This is a genomic window from Methanolobus vulcani (assembly GCF_900100715.1).
Lineage (GTDB): Archaea > Halobacteriota > Methanosarcinia > Methanosarcinales > Methanosarcinaceae > Methanolobus > Methanolobus vulcani.
Map to the genome: position 1 here is coordinate 1 of NZ_FNCA01000014.1, position 21,709 is coordinate 21,709.

20 protein-coding genes and 2 pseudogenes are annotated in these 21,709 nt (G+C 39.2%); 12 read left to right on the forward strand and 10 right to left on the reverse strand.

Annotation, left to right across the window (positions count from 1 at the left end; all coding sequences use genetic code 11):
• The 8 genes and pseudogenes from pylS to BLP52_RS13860 form a co-directional block, all read right to left on the reverse strand.
• Positions 1-1,340 (reverse strand): pyrrolysine--tRNA(Pyl) ligase (pylS, locus tag BLP52_RS13820; protein WP_154717898.1); only part of this gene is annotated, 1,340 nt, incomplete at its 3' end.
• A gap of 401 nt (positions 1,341-1,741) precedes the next feature.
• Entirely contained in the window at positions 1,742-2,761 is a 1,020-nt protein-coding gene (mtbA, locus tag BLP52_RS13825; RefSeq protein ID WP_091711075.1) for a methylcobamide:CoM methyltransferase MtbA, read from the reverse strand.
• A gap of 877 nt (positions 2,762-3,638) precedes the next feature.
• A complete protein-coding gene (locus tag BLP52_RS13830; RefSeq protein ID WP_091711076.1) occupies positions 3,639-4,742 on the reverse strand; it encodes a hypothetical protein in 1,104 nt (367 codons plus the stop codon).
• Positions 4,743-4,962: 220 nt separating this feature from the next.
• Positions 4,963-5,214, reverse strand: a complete 252-nt coding sequence (locus BLP52_RS13835; RefSeq protein WP_091711077.1) for a hypothetical protein — start codon at positions 5,212-5,214, stop codon at positions 4,963-4,965.
• A gap of 844 nt (positions 5,215-6,058) precedes the next feature.
• The gene (locus BLP52_RS13840; protein ID WP_091711078.1) at positions 6,059-6,346 is read right to left on the reverse strand and encodes a hypothetical protein; all 288 of its coding nucleotides are present in this window, start codon (positions 6,344-6,346) and stop codon (positions 6,059-6,061) included.
• Between the two features lie 26 nt (positions 6,347-6,372).
• Positions 6,373-7,437: a DMT family transporter gene (locus BLP52_RS13845; protein ID WP_091711079.1), complete on the reverse strand. Its 1,065-nt coding sequence runs from the start codon at positions 7,435-7,437 to the stop codon at positions 6,373-6,375.
• A gap of 156 nt (positions 7,438-7,593) precedes the next feature.
• A pseudogene (mtbB, locus tag BLP52_RS13855) lies at positions 7,594-8,982 on the reverse strand ([dimethylamine--corrinoid protein] Co-methyltransferase).
• Positions 8,983-9,001: 19 nt separating this feature from the next.
• Complete coding sequence (locus BLP52_RS13860; protein WP_091711082.1) at positions 9,002-9,649, reverse strand: corrinoid protein; 648 nt, start codon at positions 9,647-9,649, stop codon at positions 9,002-9,004.
• A gap of 800 nt (positions 9,650-10,449) precedes the next feature.
• On the opposite strand from BLP52_RS13860, the gene BLP52_RS13865 reads away from it, so the two are divergent.
• Complete coding sequence (locus tag BLP52_RS13865; RefSeq protein WP_162272997.1) at positions 10,450-11,112, forward strand: helix-turn-helix transcriptional regulator; 663 nt, start codon at positions 10,450-10,452, stop codon at positions 11,110-11,112.
• 44 nt (positions 11,113-11,156) lie between these two features.
• Positions 11,157-11,915, forward strand: coding sequence for a helix-turn-helix transcriptional regulator (locus BLP52_RS13870; RefSeq protein WP_162272998.1), 759 nt, complete (start codon positions 11,157-11,159; stop codon positions 11,913-11,915).
• 199 nt (positions 11,916-12,114) lie between these two features.
• On the opposite strand, the pseudogene BLP52_RS14850 reads toward BLP52_RS13870, so the two are convergent.
• A pseudogene (locus BLP52_RS14850) lies at positions 12,115-12,260 on the reverse strand (IS5/IS1182 family transposase); the annotation flags it as partial.
• A 205-nt stretch (positions 12,261-12,465) separates the two neighbouring features.
• Here BLP52_RS14850 and BLP52_RS13875 point away from each other — a divergent pair.
• Positions 12,466-12,672, forward strand: a complete 207-nt coding sequence (locus tag BLP52_RS13875) for a hypothetical protein (protein ID WP_091711085.1) — start codon at positions 12,466-12,468, stop codon at positions 12,670-12,672.
• On the opposite strand, the gene BLP52_RS13880 is transcribed toward BLP52_RS13875, so the two are convergent.
• Entirely contained in the window at positions 12,669-13,679 is a 1,011-nt protein-coding gene (locus BLP52_RS13880) for a hypothetical protein (RefSeq protein ID WP_091711086.1), read from the reverse strand. The two genes, BLP52_RS13875 and BLP52_RS13880, sit on opposite strands and share 4 nt — an antisense overlap.
• 244 nt (positions 13,680-13,923) lie before the next feature.
• On the opposite strand from BLP52_RS13880, the gene mbhE reads away from it, so the two are divergent.
• The 9 genes from mbhE (at position 13,924) to BLP52_RS13925 (ending at position 21,620) form a co-directional block, all read left to right on the forward strand.
• A complete protein-coding gene (gene mbhE, locus BLP52_RS13885; RefSeq protein WP_091711087.1) occupies positions 13,924-16,293 on the forward strand; it encodes a hydrogen gas-evolving membrane-bound hydrogenase subunit E in 2,370 nt (789 codons plus the stop codon).
• A complete protein-coding gene (locus BLP52_RS13890; protein ID WP_091711088.1) occupies positions 16,290-16,706 on the forward strand; it encodes a monovalent cation/H+ antiporter subunit B in 417 nt (138 codons plus the stop codon). The genes mbhE and BLP52_RS13890 overlap by 4 nt, the downstream gene beginning before the upstream one ends.
• Positions 16,703-17,131 (forward strand): NADH-quinone oxidoreductase subunit K, encoded by a 429-nt coding sequence (locus tag BLP52_RS13895; protein WP_091711089.1) that lies wholly within the window; start codon positions 16,703-16,705, stop codon positions 17,129-17,131. Before BLP52_RS13890 ends, BLP52_RS13895 begins: the two co-directional genes overlap by 4 nt.
• Positions 17,128-18,666 carry an NADH-quinone oxidoreductase subunit M gene (locus tag BLP52_RS13900; RefSeq protein WP_091711090.1) on the forward strand — a complete coding sequence of 513 codons (1,539 nt, stop codon included), beginning with the start codon at positions 17,128-17,130 and terminating at the stop codon, positions 18,664-18,666. Before BLP52_RS13895 ends, BLP52_RS13900 begins: the two co-directional genes overlap by 4 nt.
• Positions 18,663-19,157 carry a Na+/H+ antiporter subunit E gene (locus BLP52_RS13905; RefSeq protein WP_091711091.1) on the forward strand — a complete coding sequence of 165 codons (495 nt, stop codon included), beginning with the start codon at positions 18,663-18,665 and terminating at the stop codon, positions 19,155-19,157. The genes BLP52_RS13900 and BLP52_RS13905 overlap by 4 nt, the downstream gene beginning before the upstream one ends.
• Complete coding sequence (locus tag BLP52_RS13910) at positions 19,154-19,420, forward strand: cation:proton antiporter (RefSeq protein ID WP_091711092.1); 267 nt, start codon at positions 19,154-19,156, stop codon at positions 19,418-19,420. The genes BLP52_RS13905 and BLP52_RS13910 overlap by 4 nt, the downstream gene beginning before the upstream one ends.
• Before the next feature lie 11 nt (positions 19,421-19,431).
• Positions 19,432-19,788 carry a monovalent cation/H(+) antiporter subunit G gene (mnhG, locus tag BLP52_RS13915; protein ID WP_091711103.1) on the forward strand — a complete coding sequence of 119 codons (357 nt, stop codon included), beginning with the start codon at positions 19,432-19,434 and terminating at the stop codon, positions 19,786-19,788.
• Positions 19,789-20,326: 538 nt separating this feature from the next.
• A complete protein-coding gene (locus BLP52_RS13920) occupies positions 20,327-21,382 on the forward strand; it encodes an L-threonylcarbamoyladenylate synthase (RefSeq protein ID WP_091711093.1) in 1,056 nt (351 codons plus the stop codon).
• A 4-nt stretch (positions 21,383-21,386) separates the two neighbouring features.
• Positions 21,387-21,620, forward strand: a complete 234-nt coding sequence (locus tag BLP52_RS13925; RefSeq protein WP_091711094.1) for a hypothetical protein — start codon at positions 21,387-21,389, stop codon at positions 21,618-21,620.
• Positions 21,621-21,709 lie beyond the last annotated feature (89 nt).

Consider the following 21,709-nt stretch of genomic DNA (forward strand, 5'->3'; position numbering starts at 1 on the left):
TTGATGCTTATTCCGTTGTAGTATGATTCTGATCTGGCTGCACGTTTGATGTTCTTGAAATCATGTTTCGCTTTTAGCAGCCTTTCAAGACCAAAACCGGCTCCTATCCAGGGTTTGTTAACTCCCCAGTCCATGTCCATTGGAACGGGGCCTACGACAGCGGATGAGAGTTCCATATTCTTGTGCATCACATCGATGGTGTCACCATAGACCATGCAGCTGTCTGCAACGATCTCAAATTCTATTCCCAGAAAATCCAGTAGTTCCTTTATCAGGTACTCAAGCTCGTCCCTTGTGCAGTTGGATCCCATCTGGCAGAAATTGAGCATTGTGAATTCTTCAAGGTGGCTGTTTCCGTCAGATTCCTTACGGTAGCAGGGGCCAATCTCAAAAATCCTGACAGGATCAGGAAGCACATTATCGAACTTTCTCAGGTGGTTGTAGAGTCCGGGAGCAAGCATTGGTCGCAGGCACATGTTGTCTCCAACCCTGAATATCTGCTCTGAGAGCTTCTTGTCCTCACCAACTCCCATCCTTTCCATGTATTCGAATGGAATGAGAATTGGAGATTTTACTTCGAGGAAGCCCATATCCACGAAAAACTCTGTTATTGTTCTCTCAAGTTTTCCAAGCAGATTTTCACGGCTGTCTTCGTACATCTCCCTGATATCCTTCTTACGCTGGAGGGTCAGGGTGGATTCAAGTTCTGCAAAGGACCTTTTTTCCTTTGAGAATGATATCATTTCTCCGGGACCTAAAAGTGAGAGTATCCTGTTCTTTTGCAGAGGTGTGAACTCAGTTTTCTTTGACTTAGGTTGTGGTTGGGAAGATGTTTTCTTAGCCTTGGAATTATTACCAGGATTTGAAGGGCTGGAATCTCTTCTACTTGATTCGGGAAGTGATTTAGGGTTATTAGCACTAGTAGAATTAGTTCCAGCCTTTGGTTGATTATGAATGTTAGAAGGAGATACTTTTGCGATCCTGGCAACCTCTGCAACATCTAGATCAGTTTTATGATTCGTATTTTCAGGTTTCAGTCTGAAAGAGTGAACAATTTTTATCTCGTTTTCATCTTTTCTTGAGATATTCTTTGAGAATTCATTAATTCTGTCTTCTGACAGGCGACAGCGCTTGCAGGGTTTGTGGAACTTGTGAGTTCTAAGGGCTCTTGCAGAACTGCTGTTTCTGGAATTGCGTACAGTAATAATATCTCCACAATCCATTTCTATTCTAATGTACTTCTGTGATGTTTCGCACTTCTTCACTCCGTGAAGGCGTCCATTACGTGACACCCATAATCCGCTTTTACCAATAAGTGTATCAAGTGGCTTTCTTTCCATGCTACCAGCTCCTGGAGTCTAAGCTTTTTTCCAATCAATTCCTAAAATCCCAGATATTCGAGTATCCAATTGTGGTTTTTGTTGGTGAGATGCATTGATTCACTTCCTTTAGGATCGCGTATTTGCTATTATCAATAATTTAAAAAGGAGTTAGGTTCGTAGAATTTCAAACTCTCTTGCCTAGGGCAAAGGAGTTGTGGAGGTGAAATTCTACAGGTGTTGTTTGCTTCATCAAGATGGATGTAGACCCTTTACATCAAAGGGAGGAAATCTTTTTTGCTGATTTCTGACTTAGCAATATTGAAGGAGGTATACCATTCGAACCTAACATTGTGTAGATATAATTCTCCAGGCAAAAATTTCACTACCCATATGAAGGATTCAACCTGGAGGAATTACCATTAATACGTGTGGTTTTTTGCCATCTCTATCATTGCCTGCAAGTTTTCAGTTGGGGTCTTGCTGACAGTACCACATCCTGGTGCAAGGAGACCTATTCCTGCATCAAGAATCTTCTTTGACTCTTCCTTGATAGCCTCAGGTGTCTTATTCCAAAGCATATTTACAGGATCAAGGTTTCCTACAATGACAGCCTTCTCAACTTTTGAAACTGCAGCAGCAGCATCAACATTTTGGTCAACACTAATAGCATCGACACCACATGTTTCCATGAGTGAAAGTCCCTTGGTGGTATCACCGCATACATGCAACACTACTGGAACGTCCATTTCATGCATTGCATCAACAATTCTTCTGTGGAATGGGACCACGAACTTCTCGTAAAATTCTGCACCTATCAACTGGTAACTTGCTGTAGGGTCAATGATGACCATTGTGTCAGCACCATTTTCGACCATCTTCTGTGCATATGCAACATTGAAATCTGTAACAAAGTCCATAAGAGCAAGGCCAAATTTCTCATTTGTCATGATAGCCATGAACCAATCATCACCATTGATATGCTGTGCAAGTGAGAATGGACCAATCATACTGCCCATGATAGGTAGATCACTGGCGTATTTATCCGCAAGCAGTTTTATTGCATCACACACTACGTTTATTCTGCCTTCGCTCATGTCGTAGTCTTTGAGTTTTTCGATGTCTTCAATGGTTTTTACTACATGTCCAACAACGGATGGCTGCTGTTCTTTTGTACCTTCTTTTATCTCACAGCCAAAAAACTCAGCTTCGGCAGTGATGTCAAAAGGTACACGTACAGCCTCAAATCCAACTACGGTGTGACCTGCTTCGGCTAGTGCAGCCATTTTTTCTGCATCACTGTTAGCCTCTGGCCAGAAAGCACCACAAGCTTCCATCTGCTCTACAGTGCCTGTTTGAGTTACACAAATAGCAGGCATCCGGTCTACAGGTTGACCTGTTAATGCACGAGCCAATCTTTCTTTAGGATTATATTCTGTCATGTATGATTTTCCTTTATTTTAATCGTAACTATTTTATGCAAATCGCAGCCCAGCAAGCTACAATTTATCGAAGTATCTAATAGTATAAAGGAAAAAGGATAATCACAATGAATAGAGAATATGCTTGTTTACATCTTAAAAGCAGGTACATATTACTTACATGATTATATGTCATCCATACGGTTGCAGACGATTCATCCTTTTACAGTAGGTCAATGCTAACTAAAAATCTAAATTTTTGTTGTTGTCTGATGAATGGCTTCGATACCTTCGCCATCAAAAAGTTCGAATTTAAATCTATTTGACATTTTTTTTACCTCCACAATTACAAAAATACATAGTTAACACTATACGGAAAATCAATGGTATAGTGCCACGTAATTGTACGAAACGCATTCTTGTAAGCTACTAATTAAACGAGATACCTAATGGTATATAGGAAAAAGGATTGTTAAAAAAACAGAAGATGACTTTGTTAATGAATATATTCATGATTTAGACTATATACGTAATTTCATGTTGTAACTTCTACTACATCAGATTCATGCTTTTACATATGGTCTGTGCTGCTTAGAATAAATATAATACAAAAGTTACTGACTTTGTGTTGAAAAATATGCTAAGTTGCTTTGGAATATGAATCAGAAATCTAGTTATAGTAAAATGAAAGGAAGTTAATAATGTAAAGACATGATTTAAGATTTAATAAAAGTAGCGAATATGAAAATTTGATTAAAACATCAAACCAAAATTGACAAGTTATGTATCTTTCCTGATAACCATCTTTCCAGTTTTAGATACTTATATCAAATATGGGGTGTTTTTACACCCCACAAAAAATCTAGTACTTTTGCTTTTAATTATTGTCTCTATATTTTTAATCGTGCTTCAGTTCATTGAGAGCAGGTTTGCAGTCACGAGTACACTCTAAAAGAGAATCTCCACTTTCCCAATACATTACAAAGGTACCAAGAACTGCAATCATCGCACCAAGAACAAGCCACCATGCAATTGGCGCTCCCATAAAGACATAAAGGCTCACCATGGCAAATGGAACATAGAGAGTTGAGACACTCAATCCACGACCTACTCCTATCAGAGGAAAGGACTTGTACAGTGCAATATAGCATAGTCCCAGTGACAAACCGGTAATTACAATCCAAATAAGGAAAGATGGACTGGATAATGTTGCTACTATGACCGTGGCCATTGTATCTATTCCAAAGACAAGCATTGAGATCGGCCAGAGTACAAAGATCCATAGGAGTGCTTCGGAGATAAAACGAACAACTAAACCGGTATCTGCATCTGTAATATCAAGTGCACGAGCTGCAACAGCTCCTTCCATACCCCATCCAATAGCTGACATTACTCCACCTACATAACCTATCCAAATGCCATCAGGAGCTGCTGGATTCATTATTTCAGCTAGCATCTGGGATGGGTTCCATATGAATATACCTCCAATAATAATCATACAGATTCCAGCCCATGCTCTTCTGGTAATATTTTCACCATACCACAATTTAGCTACTATTGCGCCTACCACACTGCAAAGAAGAGCAGCCGATGCAGCGAATGCAGCACCGATATATCCTACTGCTATAGTTGAACCAAATATTGCGATAGGTCCACCAAAAGCAGCAGCAAGCGCATACCATTTTGACACCTTAAAGAATAAAATAGTTCTTGGGAGGTCCGCAAGTTTACTTTGTCCACCTACCCATACAAATGTTAATACTACTGAGAATGTTATGGCCGTACAAGCCGTCATTATGATAGTTGCTACAAGATAACCTGAAGCTCCTTCTGGAAATATCATCCAGTCTCCAAATGGTGGAACTATCCATAACATTGAGAGAGACACATATCCAAGACCCCAGAGAACGGCACAGGTAAATGCCCATATAAAGCCCCATCTTACACGGCTTTTATTCTCATTTCTCATAACTTTTTCTAAGTCATCAACCATACCAACCATAATTTCTATCTCCTTCGATTAATAACGGATGACTAATTTAATCATCCAGATTTACTCATATTTTTCTGGTAAAAGTCCGTCCTATGTAGAGTGCCAGCAGATCAAGTAACAAGACCAAAGCAAGATACACATAGTCTGCACCTGCAAATGCCCATACACCATCTATATGAAACATATTAGGCCCCCAGAAGTTCATTGACACGTGCCTGTCCAAAATCAGTCAGACTGTACCTGTACAAAACTTTTCCTTTTCCGGTGTGTCAAAACGTTTCCCATCATCAGCAGCAACATCCACAATACTGAATATGCCACCACATGAGAGCTCTGCCATCCAGAAACGAGCCATCCATTTCCAGTAATCGCCGGATTTCCCATATTCTGCAAGAAGCTTTGTGATTAGTTCATAATCCCAGGCTTCCTTTTGTTCTGAAAGAATCTGAACAAGTCTTGATTTCATAGGTAATTTTGCCATGCTCTGCCTCCATGCCTACAAAAACAAATTATTAACACTACACGGAAATTGAGGGTATAATGCTACTTTATTCTACAAATCGCATTCTTGTAAGCTACTAATTTAACGAGATACCTAATAGTATATAGGAAAAAGGATTGCTAAAAATGATTTTGTTAATGCATATGGTAGACCATGTCTGTACTTGCAGTTTATTCCTTCAAATACAATTGATTCATGCTTTTACAAGTAATATCTGCTGTCAAAAAATAAATATGAATAACAAAAAGCTGTTTTTATTATGAAAATTGGTTAAAACATTTATAGCAGGTTTTCTTGAAGCTTTAATAATATTTAAGCAATGCTGTGATGCTATGAAATTAAAGGAATATTTTCAAAATTATGATTTCAAAAATCAGAGTAAATATTTCAAAAAATAAGGAATTTCAACTTGAAAAGTAAAATTTCTGCTGTTTTTCAGTATATGTACACTTTACCATTCACATCTCTGTATAAAGTTCCTTAGTTTGGATCTTGATTACAATTTAACTTCCAAATATAAGCAGCTCTGCCCAGTATCAGGAATATTATAATCTTATTTGTTAAAAGTGGAGTGTGTTTTGTCAGACTCCACGATAACTCTCGTCCTTAATCGCAAATCAAGTATATTTCCTGCGAATCTATTTTTGCATTTGAATTATCATAAATAATAGAGGATGAGCCAACTTCATCCTCCAACTCCATTCATATTTTTCTGGTAAAAGTCCGTCCTATGTAGAGTGCCAGCAGATCAAGTAACAAGACCAAAGCAAGATATACATAGTCTGCACCTGCAAATGCCCATACACCATCTATATGAAACATATTAAGCCCCCAGAAGTTCATTGACACGTGCCTGTCCAAAATCAGTCAGACTGTACCTGTACAAAACTTTTCCTTTTGCAAAACGTTTCCCATCATCAGCAGCAACATCTACAATACTGAATATGCCACCACATGAGAGCTCTGCCATCCAGAAACGAGCCATCCATTTCCAGTAATCACCGGATTTACCATATTCTGCAAGAAGCTTTGTGATTAGTTCATAATCCCATGCTTCCTTTTGTTCGGATAGAATCTGTACAAGTCTTGATTTCATAGGTAATTTTGTCATTTTGTTGTCACCTCTTAGAGTACATTTCAATCTGAACGGGTAGATTCCAGTAGTGAATCACCGCTGTCCCAATACATGACAAAAATCCCTGCAACTGCAATAACAGCACCAAGAATAACCCACCATGCAGTTGGAATTCCCATAAACACATACAGAGCAATTATTGCAAAGAGTACATAAAGTGTAGAAACACTCATTCCACGACCGACACCTATCAGTGGATAACTCTTCCACATGAATACATATGAGAAATTACCTGAAAGAACTGCAAGTGACGTCCATATAAGGAACGAAGGGCTCGCAAGAGCAGCACTCAGAGCTGTATATACAGCACCAGGTCCTATAAGAAGAATATAAACAGGCCAGATAATTACCAACCAGATTCCAAGTTCTGCTAAGAAACGTGTCTGTAGACCTGTGTCTGAGTCAGTCAGATCGATAACACGTCCTGCTATAGCACCTTCAATCCCCCATCCTATAAATGATGCAATTGCGCCGAGATATCCCAGCCAAAGACCATCGGGAGCAGCAGGGTTTGTTATTTCTGCAATCGTTTGTGGTGGGTTTAATATAAAGACACCACCGACAACCATGATAGCAATGCCTGTCCATGCTCTTTTAGTAATATTCTCGCCATACCAGAACTTAGCTGCAAAAGCACCTATTACTGAACTGAGAAGTGCAGCTGATGCTGCAAATGCTGCTCCAATATATCCAATTGCCAGAGTTGTACCATAGATTGCAATCGGGCCACCAAGGACTGCTGCAAAAGCATACCATTTAGATATCTTAAATGCAGAAGCTGTTCTTGGGAAATCTGCAAATTTTCCCGTTCCACCCAGATAAAAGATACTCAAAATAATAACTGTAAGGGCTATTTGGAATGTCAGAATTGTAGCCGTTGCCACCAGCATACCCATTGCACCTTCAGGGAAGGCAGACATGTCACCGAAAGGAGGAACAATCCACTGCATTGTGAATGCTACATATGCAATTCCCCATAATACTGAACAGAGGAATGCAATGATGAAACCCCATGTGATTCTATTTTTATTTTCTTTTTTGATGATTGCTTCCAAATTTGAATCCATTCTTTCACCTACCTTAAATATTATTCAAATGTGATCTTCAGGAAGTGTATGCATTCAGACCTAAGGAGGTAGGTGTGTTAGGGAAGTGTGGTAAAGAAGTAACACACCTCCTTAGATCACATCATTAATTTTCTACTCAAAAGATACTGCCTATGCTTACCTCATCAAGTCTACACAAGGAATCTTGATGTCAAGCAGCTCAGCGATCTTTGCCTTTGCCTTCAGACCTTTGGGTTGACCAGGAACAGCATTGATAGTTCCAATACCCAATTCTTCCCTGATCTCTTTCATTGCATATTCATCAGAGAGCGTGTATACGTCAGTTCCCAGCTTCTTGGCAACATATTCCTTTGCTTCGTTCAGTCTCATCTTCTTGGAGATCTGCATTCTCAATACAAGATCACCAGCAGTTCTTATTCCGTGCATGCCAACAGACATTTCATTGCTTATGAGGAACCCAACGGGATCCCCAAGTCCGCACTAAAAACCATCGACACGGCCAACTTCTACTAGAGCCTTTGCTGCTCTTGAAACCGCGTCGATAGGAGGAATCTCCGCCATAGGTGCTCCACATACACCCATACCAAGGTTGGGATGTATAGGAAGATTTGACTGTTTACCACATTCTTTCATAACTGCTGCCGCTTTTGCAACGTTCCATGCTACAGATTTCTTGGTGTTGGTGTTGACTACAGGACCGTAGACGGATGCCCCGGATTCTTCGACAACCTTTGCCTGATCATGTGGCATCATTCCGGCAAGTCTCTTACCATTATATTCTACCTCTCCATGCATACCCATGACGAAATGGTTTGACATGTTGATCAGGACAGGAAGACCAAGTTCTTTTGTAATCTTTTCAGTAGCTTCAAGTACAGCCTGGAATTCTGCATCTCCAGCGGCGGCGGCAGTATCAAGGTTTATACAGTCTGCACCGATACTGGTTACCATCTCAGAGATGTACATTGCATCCTTTACGATAGATGGAACAATAGCTTCGTAGGTCTCTTGGCCTTCCTTGATCTTACCGGCAGCCATGAGATCTCCACAGTTATCGAAAGGACCATCAGGTTTGAAGTAAGCTCCCATGTTTGGCATGGTGGTGTATATTATAGGAGCAATTGTGTTCATAGCAAGAGCTTCAATATCCTGCCTTACCTGCATAATAGAAACACTTGTGCCTTTGAGGTTTCCGCCTCTGAAAGCATTCTGAACACAGTCTGAACCACATACTCTCTCAGCGATCATTTGTGCAGTGACAGTATCAGTAGGAACTCCCACACCACCATATTCACTGTAGTTCATGAAGATAGTATCAGGTGCTACATCTGTACTCATGACGACAAGATCTTCCGGATTTACGCTGACAAACCTTTCAGGTGTGGTAAAAATATCCACAAGATGATCAAGTTCATCATCCGTAAGACTTGGGACTTTACCTTTAGTTGCAGCGTTGTTGTTACCGTCTTCAATCTCAGCTTTTATTTCTTCACGTGTCATTTCAACACGTCTTCCATCACCCATACGGGTGTGAATCTTTGACATTAAAATCCTCCTTCTGACTTTAGTTGGTTAGTGCTTCACGGACTTTCTGAACAGCGTCACTGGCATTTGATGCATAAACATCAGCACCAATCTTCTCTCTCCAGTGTTCGGTACAAGGTGCCCCACCGACCATGGTCTTTACCCTGTCACGGATACCAGCTTCTTTAAGCATATTTTCGATGTCAGCTTGGAATGCCATTGTACCTGTCATCAATGCAGAAGATGCAACTACATCTGCATCAACTTCCTTGGCTTTCTCAATGAATGAGGTAAGAGGAGCGTCTCTACCCAGATCAAAGACTTCATAACCATTTGCCTGAAGAAGCACTTTTACGATATTCTTTCCAATATCGTGTACATCTCCCTCCACTGTACCAAGAACAATTTTTCCATTACTTGCAGCTTTTTCTCCTGCAGGGATATGCTCTTGCACCTTTGCCACAAGCTTAGTCATCAAAGCTGCTGCCATCATTACCTGTGGAAGGAAAATTTCACCATCTTCAAAACGGTTTCCAACCTCCAACATTCCTGCGGACAGACCCTTCTCAATGATTTCAACAGGATTTACACCATCTGCTATTGCCCGTCCTATTAAATCAGCACCTGTGTCTTCATCATTCTCGACGACACATTCAGCTAATTTTTCAAACACATCTTCATTTGACATTTTTTAACCTCCATACTTACAGAATTACATAGCTACCACTATTCGATAAACTAAGACACTACAAAATTACTGAAAATTTGCAGTCGTTGCAAATCGCATTCTATAAGCTTGTAATTAAACGAATTAGCTTATTGTATATAGGAAAATGGACTATGCTCTTGTCAATAACCTACGGATATCGACTTCAGATAGTAATAGTTTCATACTTTCCTCCGAATACATGGAATACATACTTTTGCATGTGGTTCGTGCCTTATACATCAAGCGAATTTATAACTGAAATAATGAAGAGAAAAGTCCTATCTTGAAAAAAGTTCACTAAGTATATTGATATGTGGATTGAAAATATATTAACAAATATGCTCACTCCGTCTTATACATGAATTATGATAAGTTCAATTTGGGCCATAATGTTTATATAACTATTTTCTATAATATTAACATTTCTGTAACTAAAACGTTTCTTTTTCAATTTGAGCTATTATTTCAATTGATAAATCTGAGATAACAATATACAACAGTTACTCCAGAAAATCTGATACAAAAACAAAGGAAATTATATAATAGAAACACTTATATAGCACATACATGTGCACTATTAAATGTAGAACACTCCGACAATACAATGAAACTTGGAATGTTAAATCACTACATAACAAAAGGATTATTCGATTAAAATGCAATCTTCGGAAATCAACTATATATGGCTCTCAGAAAAGAGATTGAATCTATTACATTATTTGCAAGATGGATCAAAAGACATCGACCAAATTAAGTCACATTTTAATATCAACTCCAGATTGATAGTCCCGGAGATAAAGAAACTAATTAAAGCTGGCATAATAATTGAAGCCGACGGTTTGTACAAATTATCTGGTATAGGGGAATTAAATCTTGAAAACCTGCAATCTTTTATTGACACTGCCGAATTAATTGAAATTGATCCTGATTATTGGGAAAATAATGATCTGACCCAAATTCCTGATAAATTATATCGCAGGATTGGTGAACTTAAAAACAGTGAATTACATGTTTATGACCTTGATGACATCTTTGATTGCCCTGATCCACTCAGGAAAACTATTTCAACTGCAAAAGAATTCTTCATATACATGCCTTTTTTACCACCGACATTACCGAGCAATTTTTTAGAGCCAATAAAAAATGGAAAAAAAGTATGTATGATATTAACGAGATCAATCTTGGAAAAAATGGAAAAGGAATTTCCTCATGAATATGAATTACATTTGAACTCACCAAATTGCCAGTTATTCGTTTGCGAAGATGGCATTCTGAGACCAATGATAGTGGCACAAGATAACTTTTTGTTGCTGGGATTTTTTAAAAATGATGGAATATATGGTAATAAAGAATTGATGAGTAATGATAAAAAAGCCATAGAATGGGGTCAAGAACTATGCCGATGTTACATGAACATTGCAGAGCCTGTTACCAAAAATTAAAATAATGGAATAAAAAAATGAGATCATCCATCATTGATACTATAATGTTATCCGAAAAAAGAAGAGATCTTATGCTTTATCTATCCAAAGGTTCAAAAACCCGTGAGGAAATTGTTGAAGCTCTTGAAGCAAACTGGAACTTATTGAAGCAACCTGTGAAAGAGCTAAAAGATGCTGGATTGATTTTTCAAAAAGATAATGATTATCGATTATCAAATAACGGGCAGCTAATGATAACTTCTCTAATGCCTCTATTGAAAATGGTGAATACTTTTTCGTCTGAAAGTGACTACTGGGTAACCCGGAATTTACAGGCCGTACCTCATCATCTGGCAAAAAGGATGGGCGAGCTTGAAAATTCAAGTGTTCTTACCCTTTCACTTGATTCCATGTTTGAACCTCTTAAGCATTTTCTTGAAAATACTGCCGTGAAAAGACGTTTAAAAATTGTTATTTCATTGTTTGATCCGGAAGCTCCCAGAATCCTCAAAGATTTTGCCGAGAAAAATATTGAGATATTACTGATTTTTGAAAAACACACTTATGAGAAGATGAACGAGAGTTTCGGAGATGAACTTAAAAGTCTAAATGATTATGAAAATGTTAATTTTTTCATGATAGAAGAAGAAATAAATCCTCCAGAAATTGTTCTCGGTGATGAAGAGATGACAATTATTTTCTTCAATCTAAATGGAAAATACGATTATAGGGAATTACTAAGTTCTGATAACGCCTCTTTAGATTGGGGAAACGAACTTTTTGATTATTACAAAGGAATCTCAAAACCTTTAGTTGAGAAATAGCTTATTTAAAATGATACTAGTTAGGCTTTGTAGAACTCCTCATTTTGACAAACAGAGAACATCATTTCAACCAGATTTCTGTTATGATACAATTCTCTGTTAAATTCACATTCCATTTTTCTACGTTACTCTCATTTGATCTTTTTCCTCTTTCTTTGTCTCAAAGTTATTTCATTTTATTATCAACAGAGATACATGTTTTCATGAAAGATCTTTGTTTCATTTCATCCATTAATCCTACGATTTCAACCATACCCGATAATCTTCATCAAGATAGTCTTTCAGCAAAATAATTATCAAGAGCTGATGTTGGATATATTTTCGAGAATATTTACAGCTATATATCTATTATGAATTCGAATCTGCTACTACAAAGAATAGCCTTTTATATCTAAATGTTTGATATGAAAATAGTCAGTAGATAATCTGGCACATTTCAATAAAATTAAGATCAGAAACATTCGGTATATACCGGTAATTCTCTGATAAACGTTGTGGATGCGATTTAAAGTATCGAAAATGATTTATTTCAACATTCTGATTTTTAATTATGGGTTCAGAAGACAGTTATTTTCGGGAATGTATAAACTGTGGATATCAGCGTGGTTTCCATGTATTTTTTAAGGAAATAAAAGATGGAAAAGCAAGACTTGGACTGATATGCCCAAGTTGCGGGCAGAGTTACGATATTGGATGGCTTACAGCCGATATCGCAGAGTTTGAGCCGAAAAAAGAAAAAGTATATGAGGACCATTAGGTCTTTTTAATCTTCTCAAGTTCTTTTTTTATTTTTGATGCACTTTCACTGTGCTTTTTTTCAAGTTTATCAAACTCTTTCTGGCTGAGTTTATTGTTTTTTCTGTCCTTTTTTATTCTCTCAAGAACTGCCATCTCTGCTTCATAGAGATCTTCCAGTTCATTGATGTCTTTTGAATTTGCAGAACTATTTTTCCTCATGTAATAATATCCGGCTACTACTACAATCAAAATGATAATTACTAAAGGGATTACCAGGTTATTGCCAGATGTTGCGGTATTCTGTACAAGGTCTTTTTCATTACGGATAATTGTAAATTCATTGAACTCAGGTTTGCTCCAGACGTATGAACTATAATTTGCCTCCAGTACGGTATCATCCGCTGTAAGTAACGCTCCATTTTCAGAACTGAGGCTAATACCTGTGTTCTCATCATGGTACACAGTAAGGATCAGTCTGGATATTGGTTGTTCAAGTTCTCCCTTTTTGTAAATGACCTTTCGGAGTACTTCATCTCCTGTATCCGGGAGTACATATCTTATGCCGTAAAGAAGCGGCATACCACTGGAACTCTCATTCTTTTCGGAATAGAAATACAGGTAATTTCCATCTCTTGTAAAGTTTACCGGCATAACAGAGTTACTACCTGCCATATCAGTTGTCTGGAATTGCATGATTTGGGAATTTTCAGGTATCCAGAACATTATTTGACTTTGATTGGAGTGTTGTTTGTTAGTAGGGTCTATGAGATACACCATTGATTCACTAACGACAACATATCCTGAATTCAGAAGACTTACTTCTATCAGGTGGTTGTATTCAGAAACATTTCCCTGTCCAGATGTCATAGATTCGGGAGACAATGTCACATTGTCTGGAGAAAGAGCCAGGGCAGGTGTTATCATTAACATTGTGCAGAGTGCCAATGCAAGACAAACAAGATATGAGGGTTTGAATTCACTGATAGATGAACTATAAGAGAAATAAGGGGATGAGGTTTGTTTCATAGTATCTCCTGAATAATTGAATGAAGAATAATTAAAAGCATTATATTTCTCTATTGTCCTGATATTTTAACTGTATTTATTTGCATTAATATGGCTCGCATTTTTTCTTATATATAAATATTATGTCGTAATAATTACTTCTACTTTTTTATAATTATAATGCTATTGCTATCATCAATAATCCTTCATAAATAATAATTCACATTAAAAAACATTATATATAGGGACTTAAATGTAAGGTGTCATGGATTCGTTTACAGCAATTACTATAGCGGTTTTTTTGCCATTTATTTTGGCCGGTATATTGCCTACCGTTGAAAAACTTCTAAAGGATAAAGTAGGATGGTACGCTTCCGCAGTCGCATTTCTGAGTTTAATAATGGTTGCTCAGGTTGCGCCGGAGATCATACACGGGGAGACTATTCAGGGAACTATCGAATGGCTTCCTTCAATGGGAATTAATCTTTCTTTCTATGCCGATGGTCTGAGTATCATGTTCGGCTTCATTGTATCCGGTATTGGTGTCATTATCATGTCATACTCCAACGGGTACATGTCAAAGAAAGAGGATCTCCCAAGATATTACCAGCAGCTCCTTTTCTTCATGGGATCAATGCTCGGTATGGTGTTCTCTGCTAATACTATTCAACTTTTCATATTCTGGGAACTTACCAGCATAACTTCGTTCATGCTTATCGGTTACTGGCGCAACAGGCCAATGTCAGTTTACGGAGCAACAAAATCATTGATCATCACTGCTTCAGGCGGTTTATTCATGCTTGCAGGATTTTTGGTGTTACATGCTATAACCGGAACTTTTGACATTCCTACTATATTACATAATGAATCCATAAGGGAAGCTCTGCACAGTCATAACCTCTTCATCTATGCACTTATTCTCATATTCATCGGTGCTGCATCAAAATCAGCACAGGGTCCTTTCTACATATGGCTTCCAAATGCAATGGAAGCACCAACCCCGGTCAGTGCATTCCTTCACTCAGCCACAATGGTAAAGGCCGGTATCTATCTTATAGCAAGGGTACACCCAATATTCTCAGGTACGGAAGCCTGGTTCATTCTGGTAAGCGGAGTAGGAATATTTACAATGCTCCTTGCAGGTTTCCTTGCATTCAGGCAGACCGATATCAAAGGAATCCTGGCATATTCAACAATCAGTCAACTTGCTTATCTTATGACAATGTACGGTTACACTACCCATCACGAACCTGGAATTGGTGTGGCTGCTGCAACATTCCATCTTCTCAACCACGCAACGTTCAAAGCATGTCTTTTCCTTGTGGCAGGTATAGTGGCACATGAAGCTGCTACCAGGGATATCACAAAAATGGGTGGTTTGCGTAAAGAAATGCCAATAACGTTCATAGTGGCCACCATTGGAGCATTATCCATGGCGGGAATTCCACCTCTTAACGGATTCCTTAGTAAGGAGATGTTCTACGAATCATCTGTTGAGATGGGTCACCTCCTTGGTGGACCATACACAATACTCATCCCTGCACTTGCGGTGCTGGGTGGTGTTTTCACATTTGCTTATTCAATTAAATTCATAGACGGTATTTTCCTCGGCAAAAGACCATCGAAGGGACTTCCTGAACACATACATGACCCTTCAATGGTAATGCTTGCACCGGCAATTTTCCTCGCAGGTCTTATTATACTGTTCGGGCTTGTACCTTCAATTCCTGTACATAATTTCATTGAGCCAACAGTTTCAGGAATTCTTCTTGAACCAACAACTCTCCATGTAAAATTATGGCATGGATTTACAACCTCGCTGATGATGACCATAGCAACATTCATTCTGGGTATCCTAATCTACACTCAGTATGACAGGATCGCAGAATGGCAGAATAGGTTCAATGCAATGTTCCCATGGTTCAGTGTCAATTATTACTATGACGGTGCAGTGAATAATGCAAAAGATGTTACGTTCAAATTCTCAAGCAGGATGCAGCCTGGTCCTGTAAAGAACTATGTGATCGCTGTTCTGCTCCTGACACTTGCAATGTTTGCAATTCCTGCAACGATGCTTGCTACAAACTTCATACCGCAGAACCTTAATTTCGATGTTCCACTTTACGAAGGCCTGATATTCCTGTTCATGATAATTGCAGCTCTTGGTGCAGCATTACTACCAAAGTACTTGCCTGCTATCATATCTCTTTCAGGTCTTGGATATCTGGTTGCTCTGCTGTTCATATATCTGCAGGCACCTGACCTGGCACTCACACAGGTTCTGGTAGAAACACTTTCAACTATAATTTTCCTGCTGGCACTTGTGAAGATCCCGCAGAAATTCAAGGAACATATTCCAACAACAACACTTGCCAGGGATCTTATAATATCTGTTGCAGTATCTGCAATGATCTTCATACTGCTGATAAATGCAACACAGGGAATAGTTCCACCATTTGAAACCCTTTCATATTATTTCATCGAAAAGAGTCTTGCACTTGCAGGCGGTCACAATATTGTGAACGTTATTATCGTTGATTTCAGAGGATATGATACGCTCGGTGAAATATCTGTGCTCTGTCTTGCAGCACTTGGTGTCTATAATCTTATACACAGCAGGGGTGAGGACGAATGACAACCCTGATTACAAAAACAATAACAAAAATATGTTTGCCTTTGGTTATCCTCTTCTCAATATCCCTCTTACTTGCGGGACACAATAATCCCGGGGGTGGATTCATTGGCGGTGTCATGTTCGCTTCAGTTATCGCACTGACATACGTGGCATTCGGTCTTAATTACATAAAATCATTCTTTAACCCGGACTGGGGTAACTGGTTTGGATTCGGTCTATTGCTGGCTGCACTTACAGCTTTCTCAGCAATTGCCTTCTCACACAACTTCTTCAGAAGTGCTGTGGAATTTATCCACCTGCCATTCTTTGGAGAAATCGAGCTGGTATCAGCCGGCCTTTTTGATATAGGAGTTTATTTCGTGGTAATCGGAGGATTGCTTTCCATTTTCAAAAACGTAGGTGATGACGAATGAACAATACATTGCTCTCTCTTACAATAGCAATTCTGTTCGGTATCGGCACTTTCCTTATACTGCGCCGCGATATTGTCAGGGTTATTATCGGACTGGGAGTACTTTCACATGCAGTGAACCTTCTGATAGTATCAGCAGGAGTCTTCTCCGGAACTAAGGTACCTATCATAACCGATGATGGCGGACACGGAGCTGCAGAAGCAACGGGAAGTATCTTTACAGATTCTCTTTCCCAGGGAATACTTGCACCTATAATAGAAGCAGGTCACCATGTGGATTATGTTGACCCTCTTGTGCAGGCACTTGTGCTTACAGCCATTGTTATCAGTCTGGCTACAACAGCTTTCATCCTGATCCTTGCATACCGCATTTACGAGGAATATGGAACAACTGACATTAGGGAACTCAGGAGGCTCTGGGGATGAACCTGTCAACTCATATCCCTATTATACTGATAGCTACTCCGATACTTGTGGCTGCACTTATGATACTTCTCAGGAAACAACCTGGTATACAGAAAGTGTTGAGCGTTGCTGTCTCATTTGCAATGCTGATCTTGAGTATAATCCTGCTTTCACAGGTATGGTCTGGCGGAATTCAGGCTTATGAGGTAGGAGAATGGGGAAAATACGGAATCATACTGGTGGCCGATCTCCTGAGTTCAGGAATGGTTGTGCTAACATCATTCGTATCATTCCTTGCACTGATATATTCACTTGATTACATTGAGAAAAAGTCACTGAGTGCATCCTACTATCCGCTCTTCAGTCTGCTTGTAGCAGGACTTAACGGTTCATTCCTCACAGGTGATATCTTCAACCTTTTCGTATTCTTTGAGTTACTTCTTCTCTCATCATGCGGACTTGTGATTGCAAATGAGCAGGGCGGTGTCACAAAGAGCTCCGATAAGATGGAAGCTACGTTCAAGTACCTCGTACTCAATATGTTAAGCTCGATTGTGATGCTTATTGCAGTATCTTCACTTTACGCAACAACAGGAACACTGAACATGGCAGATATCTCAGTCAAGCTCAGTGCAATGAGTGCAGCAGGAACACTTCCATGGTATGTTTTCGCCATTGCTCTGATGTTCGTTGTGGTCTTTGGTAACAAAGCTGCAATTTTCCCGCTTCACTACTGGCTTCCGGATGTTCACCCCACAGCACCATCACCCATAAGCGCAATGCTTAGTGGTGTGCTTATCAAGGTAGGAGCATACGGAATGCTCAGGGTATTCTTCCTGATCTTCATTGACACTCTTGATATTTTCAAGCCTGTTATCATGTATCTTGCACTGGCAACCATTGTTGTCGGAGCAATTTCAGCAGTAGCACAGACAGACGTAAAACGCCTGCTGGCCTATTCCAGTGTAAGCCAGATCGGTTATGTTTTCCTTGGAATCAGCTTTGGAAGTATCTACGGAATAACTGCAGCTCTTGTCTATCTTGTGAATCACGCAGTTGCAAAGTCGATGCTTTTCCTGACCTCAGGTGGGATAATTCACCATGCAGGGACCAGGGACATGCGAAAGATGGGAGGCATGGTTGATAGTGCACCGCTGATGTCACTTATGTTCCTTGTAGGTGCAATGTCAATTGCAGGAATGCCACCGCTTGGAGGTTTCATTGCAAAGCTCAGTCTTTTTGATGCAGGTATTGGTGAACAGTATTATTTTGCAATAGGAATTGCACTCTTCTTTGCAATATTCACTCTCTTCTATATGTTCAGGGCAATGTTGCTCATGTTCTGGGGAGAGAAAAGGGATGTTGAAAAATATGGAGAATACTCCCATCACGGAACCTCAGTTCTGATGGCAGTGCCAATCGTTGTGCTTGCACTGACAGTCGTTGCATTCGGTATTTATGCAGAGCCACTAATAACACTTGCAAATGCAACAGCCCATCAGATACTTGATCCGCAACCATATATCGATGCTGTGTTGGTGAGGGTGGTAAGATGAAAAGGTACATTGCCTATTCAGCTATACTGGCTCTGGTATGGTGTTTTGTCCATGGGACTGTAAACATTAACAATTTCATACTGGGACTTATTATCGCGCCATTTGTGATAAGGCCATTTAAGACATTGTTCAATTTTGACAAGGAGTTCTCATTCAGCAATGCACTAAGCAAGATACCTGCTCAGATTAAGTATCTTTATGTGCTTATTGTGGAGATCATAAAGGCAAACATTATGGTTGCAAAGATCGTCCTTCAGCCTAAGATCGATATCAAACCGGGAATCATTGCAGTTCCTATAGATACCAAAACAGATCTTGGAATCACTGCTATTGCAAATACTATTACCCTTACTCCGGGAACACTGACAATTGATATGTCCGATGACAGATGTCTCCTCTATGTGCATGCAATCGATGCAACTGACCCCGAGGGTGTGGCACAATCCATAAAGGATGATCTGGAAAAATATGTATTGGAGGCTTTCGAATGAGTTTTATGTTACTCGAATATTCATTGATCTTCATGGTAATTTCTTTCATACCATGTATATACCGGGTCATCAAGGGCCCAACAATACCAGACAGGGTAGTGGCACTGGATGCCATGACCACAATAATAGTTGTAATGCTGGGTATCTATTCATATGTCCAGGGATCCGTATTCTTCATGGATGTGGCACTTGTACTTGCTATTATCTCCTTTGTAGGAACTGTAACAGTTGCCAAGTATCTTGATGATGGGGTGGTATTTTGAGCACAGTTTCAATGATCCTGAATATCTTCAGCAACATGATCCTTGTAATAGGTCTGTTTTTTGTCTTTTTGGCAATGCTCGGACTTGCAAGGCTTCCTGATGTTTATAACAGGTTGCATGCAACCACAAAGATAGGAACTCTTGGTGCTTTTGGTGTAATGCTCAGCATACTGCTTAAAGTAGGCTTTTCACCAATGGGTGTCAAGGCCATGACAGTAGCACTTTTCATTCTGGTCACATCTCCGGTTGCAGCTCATATGATAAGCCGTGCAGCCCACAGGCACGGTGTTGGTCTGTGTAAAGAGTCAGTGATCGATGAGTATGGAAAGGCATGCAATGCAGCCTGTCCTGAACCAGAAGAAGACTAAATTCAATGATGAAGCAGCAGGTGCATTAATTTTGCACTGAAGCTTCTTTCTTACTCTTTTATTTTCTATTTTTCAGACCATCTGATAATTGTTTTTGTGGTAATTCTTAGTTTTGTTTGAAATCATAAATACAAATGTTTATTTTCATTTTAAAGCCAACATCAGGATACCATCTGTATATACGAAAATTAGCATCTTAATTAAAATGTAGCAGTGTGAAATAAACTCCCGTTTTATCTGTGAGCGGGTTGGGGAGTGGGGGTTAGTGTGGGAGTGGGGTTAAAAACAGACCCGCTCACTGTGTGACTAGATGAAATAATCCTATATAAGTGTTGCCTCTAGACTATATACAAAATAGATTTATGCCTAAAAAGGATAATATTAACACAACAATGGCATAAATGTCTCTCTAATTTTGTAGACTACTTTATACAGATGAACAAAAACCTTATGAGCATTATGGTTCAATAAGCTTCATTCCTTTGCATGTCGACTTATAATATGCTTCTTAAAAAATAAACCTGTGTGTTCACTGAGAATGACAAAAGAAACTAAGATCTTCTACGTAAGTGATAAACTTGAATCTGCACCTCTGAATGAAGCAGCAAAAATACTGTCACATGGTGGAACTGTTGCTTTTCCCACAGAGACAGTATACGGACTTGGAGCGGATGCTCTGGACGAAAAAGCTGTTATTAAGATATTTGAAGCTAAAGGCAGACCCGCTGACAATCCACTCATAGTTCATGTTTCTTCCAGAGAAGAATGCAAATCACTAGTAAGTAAAATTCCTGAAAAAGCATCTTTATTAATGGATAGGTTCTGGCCTGGTCCTCTTACAATTATTATGGAAAGAACCGATATAGTTCCCGATGTCACTACCGGTGGACTTGATACGGTTGCAATAAGAGTGCCTGAAAATAAAATCGCAATTGAACTGATCAAAAGGTCAGGAAGACCCTTGGCAGCTCCCAGTGCAAATCTTTCAGGAAAACCAAGTCCAACATCAGCAGAACATGTTATTGCAGACCTTTCCGGGAGAATAGATGCTGTTGTTGATGGTGGTGATGTAATAATAGGGCTAGAATCAACTGTTATAGATGTAACTTCCGAGGTACCTGCGATTCTCAGGCCAGGGAAAATTAGTAGGGAGGAACTTGAGGATTGCATTGGGGAAGTGAAGATAGCCTATGACGACAAAGTCCATCCTGAAAGCGAAACAGTTCGTTCACCAGGAATGAAATATACGCATTATTCCCCCAAAGCCGGTGTAATTCTGGTGGAGGGTGATAGCAACGCAGTTGTTGGTAGAATAAAGGAACTACTTGAAGATCTCAGCATGAGGGATGCAAAGATAGGACTAATGCTTACGGAAGATTCAGAGAAACATTTCTCTGGAGTAGAATCGTTCTCTATTGGCTGCAAAAACAAACCAGAACAGGCTGCAAAATCTCTCTTTTATGGTCTTCGTTTTCTTGATCTTAAGAATGTAGATATTATTATAGTAGATGGTTCATTTGATTCCAGGGGAATCGGTGCGGCAGTATTTAACAGAGTTCGCAAGGCAGCAGATATGATAATCAAGGTCCAGTGATCATATGAATAAAGAAAGGAAAGTTCAAATTCAAGATAAACAAAAGAACATTGCTATTCTTAAAAGGAATAAGGGCTTGCTCAAAGCAAATATACTGATTCTCAGTGCAGGTCTCTCTTTAAGCTATCTTGGTAAGGGAAACATAGGAGACCCTCTTATCTGGCTTGGAGTTATTATATTTGCGTACACTATGTTCACAGGAATAGTGGCCAGACAACAATTAAAAGCCCGAAAGTAGTTCATTATTTTGAAAATGTGCATTTTTTACTAACATCAGGTACTAAACAATCTTCCTCATAATAGTTTCTTCAACCTTTATTAAATCTG

What these genes read in the sequence shown, in the direction of transcription:
- mtbA (WP_091711075.1), bottom strand. Translation starts at nt 2,761, where the DNA reads ATGACAGAATATAATCCTAAAGAAAGATTGGCTCGTGCATTAACAGGT.
- BLP52_RS13830 (WP_091711076.1), bottom strand. Translation starts at nt 4,742, where the DNA reads ATGGTTGGTATGGTTGATGACTTAGAAAAAGTTATGAGAAATGAGAAT.
- BLP52_RS13835 (WP_091711077.1), bottom strand. Translation starts at nt 5,214, where the DNA reads ATGGCAAAATTACCTATGAAATCAAGACTTGTTCAGATTCTTTCAGAA.
- BLP52_RS13840 (WP_091711078.1), bottom strand. Translation starts at nt 6,346, where the DNA reads ATGACAAAATTACCTATGAAATCAAGACTTGTACAGATTCTATCCGAA.
- BLP52_RS13845 (WP_091711079.1), bottom strand. Translation starts at nt 7,437, where the DNA reads ATGGATTCAAATTTGGAAGCAATCATCAAAAAAGAAAATAAAAATAGA.
- BLP52_RS13860 (WP_091711082.1), bottom strand. Translation starts at nt 9,649, where the DNA reads ATGTCAAATGAAGATGTGTTTGAAAAATTAGCTGAATGTGTCGTCGAG.
- BLP52_RS13870 (WP_162272998.1), top strand. Translation starts at nt 11,157, where the DNA reads ATGTTATCCGAAAAAAGAAGAGATCTTATGCTTTATCTATCCAAAGGT.
- BLP52_RS13875 (WP_091711085.1), top strand. Translation starts at nt 12,466, where the DNA reads ATGGGTTCAGAAGACAGTTATTTTCGGGAATGTATAAACTGTGGATAT.
- BLP52_RS13880 (WP_091711086.1), bottom strand. Translation starts at nt 13,679, where the DNA reads ATGAAACAAACCTCATCCCCTTATTTCTCTTATAGTTCATCTATCAGT.
- mbhE (WP_091711087.1), top strand. Translation starts at nt 13,924, where the DNA reads ATGGATTCGTTTACAGCAATTACTATAGCGGTTTTTTTGCCATTTATT.
- BLP52_RS13890 (WP_091711088.1), top strand. Translation starts at nt 16,290, where the DNA reads ATGACAACCCTGATTACAAAAACAATAACAAAAATATGTTTGCCTTTG.
- BLP52_RS13895 (WP_091711089.1), top strand. Translation starts at nt 16,703, where the DNA reads ATGAACAATACATTGCTCTCTCTTACAATAGCAATTCTGTTCGGTATC.
- BLP52_RS13900 (WP_091711090.1), top strand. Translation starts at nt 17,128, where the DNA reads ATGAACCTGTCAACTCATATCCCTATTATACTGATAGCTACTCCGATA.
- BLP52_RS13905 (WP_091711091.1), top strand. Translation starts at nt 18,663, where the DNA reads ATGAAAAGGTACATTGCCTATTCAGCTATACTGGCTCTGGTATGGTGT.
- BLP52_RS13910 (WP_091711092.1), top strand. Translation starts at nt 19,154, where the DNA reads ATGAGTTTTATGTTACTCGAATATTCATTGATCTTCATGGTAATTTCT.
- mnhG (WP_091711103.1), top strand. Translation starts at nt 19,432, where the DNA reads ATGATCCTGAATATCTTCAGCAACATGATCCTTGTAATAGGTCTGTTT.
- BLP52_RS13920 (WP_091711093.1), top strand. Translation starts at nt 20,327, where the DNA reads ATGACAAAAGAAACTAAGATCTTCTACGTAAGTGATAAACTTGAATCT.
- BLP52_RS13925 (WP_091711094.1), top strand. Translation starts at nt 21,387, where the DNA reads ATGAATAAAGAAAGGAAAGTTCAAATTCAAGATAAACAAAAGAACATT.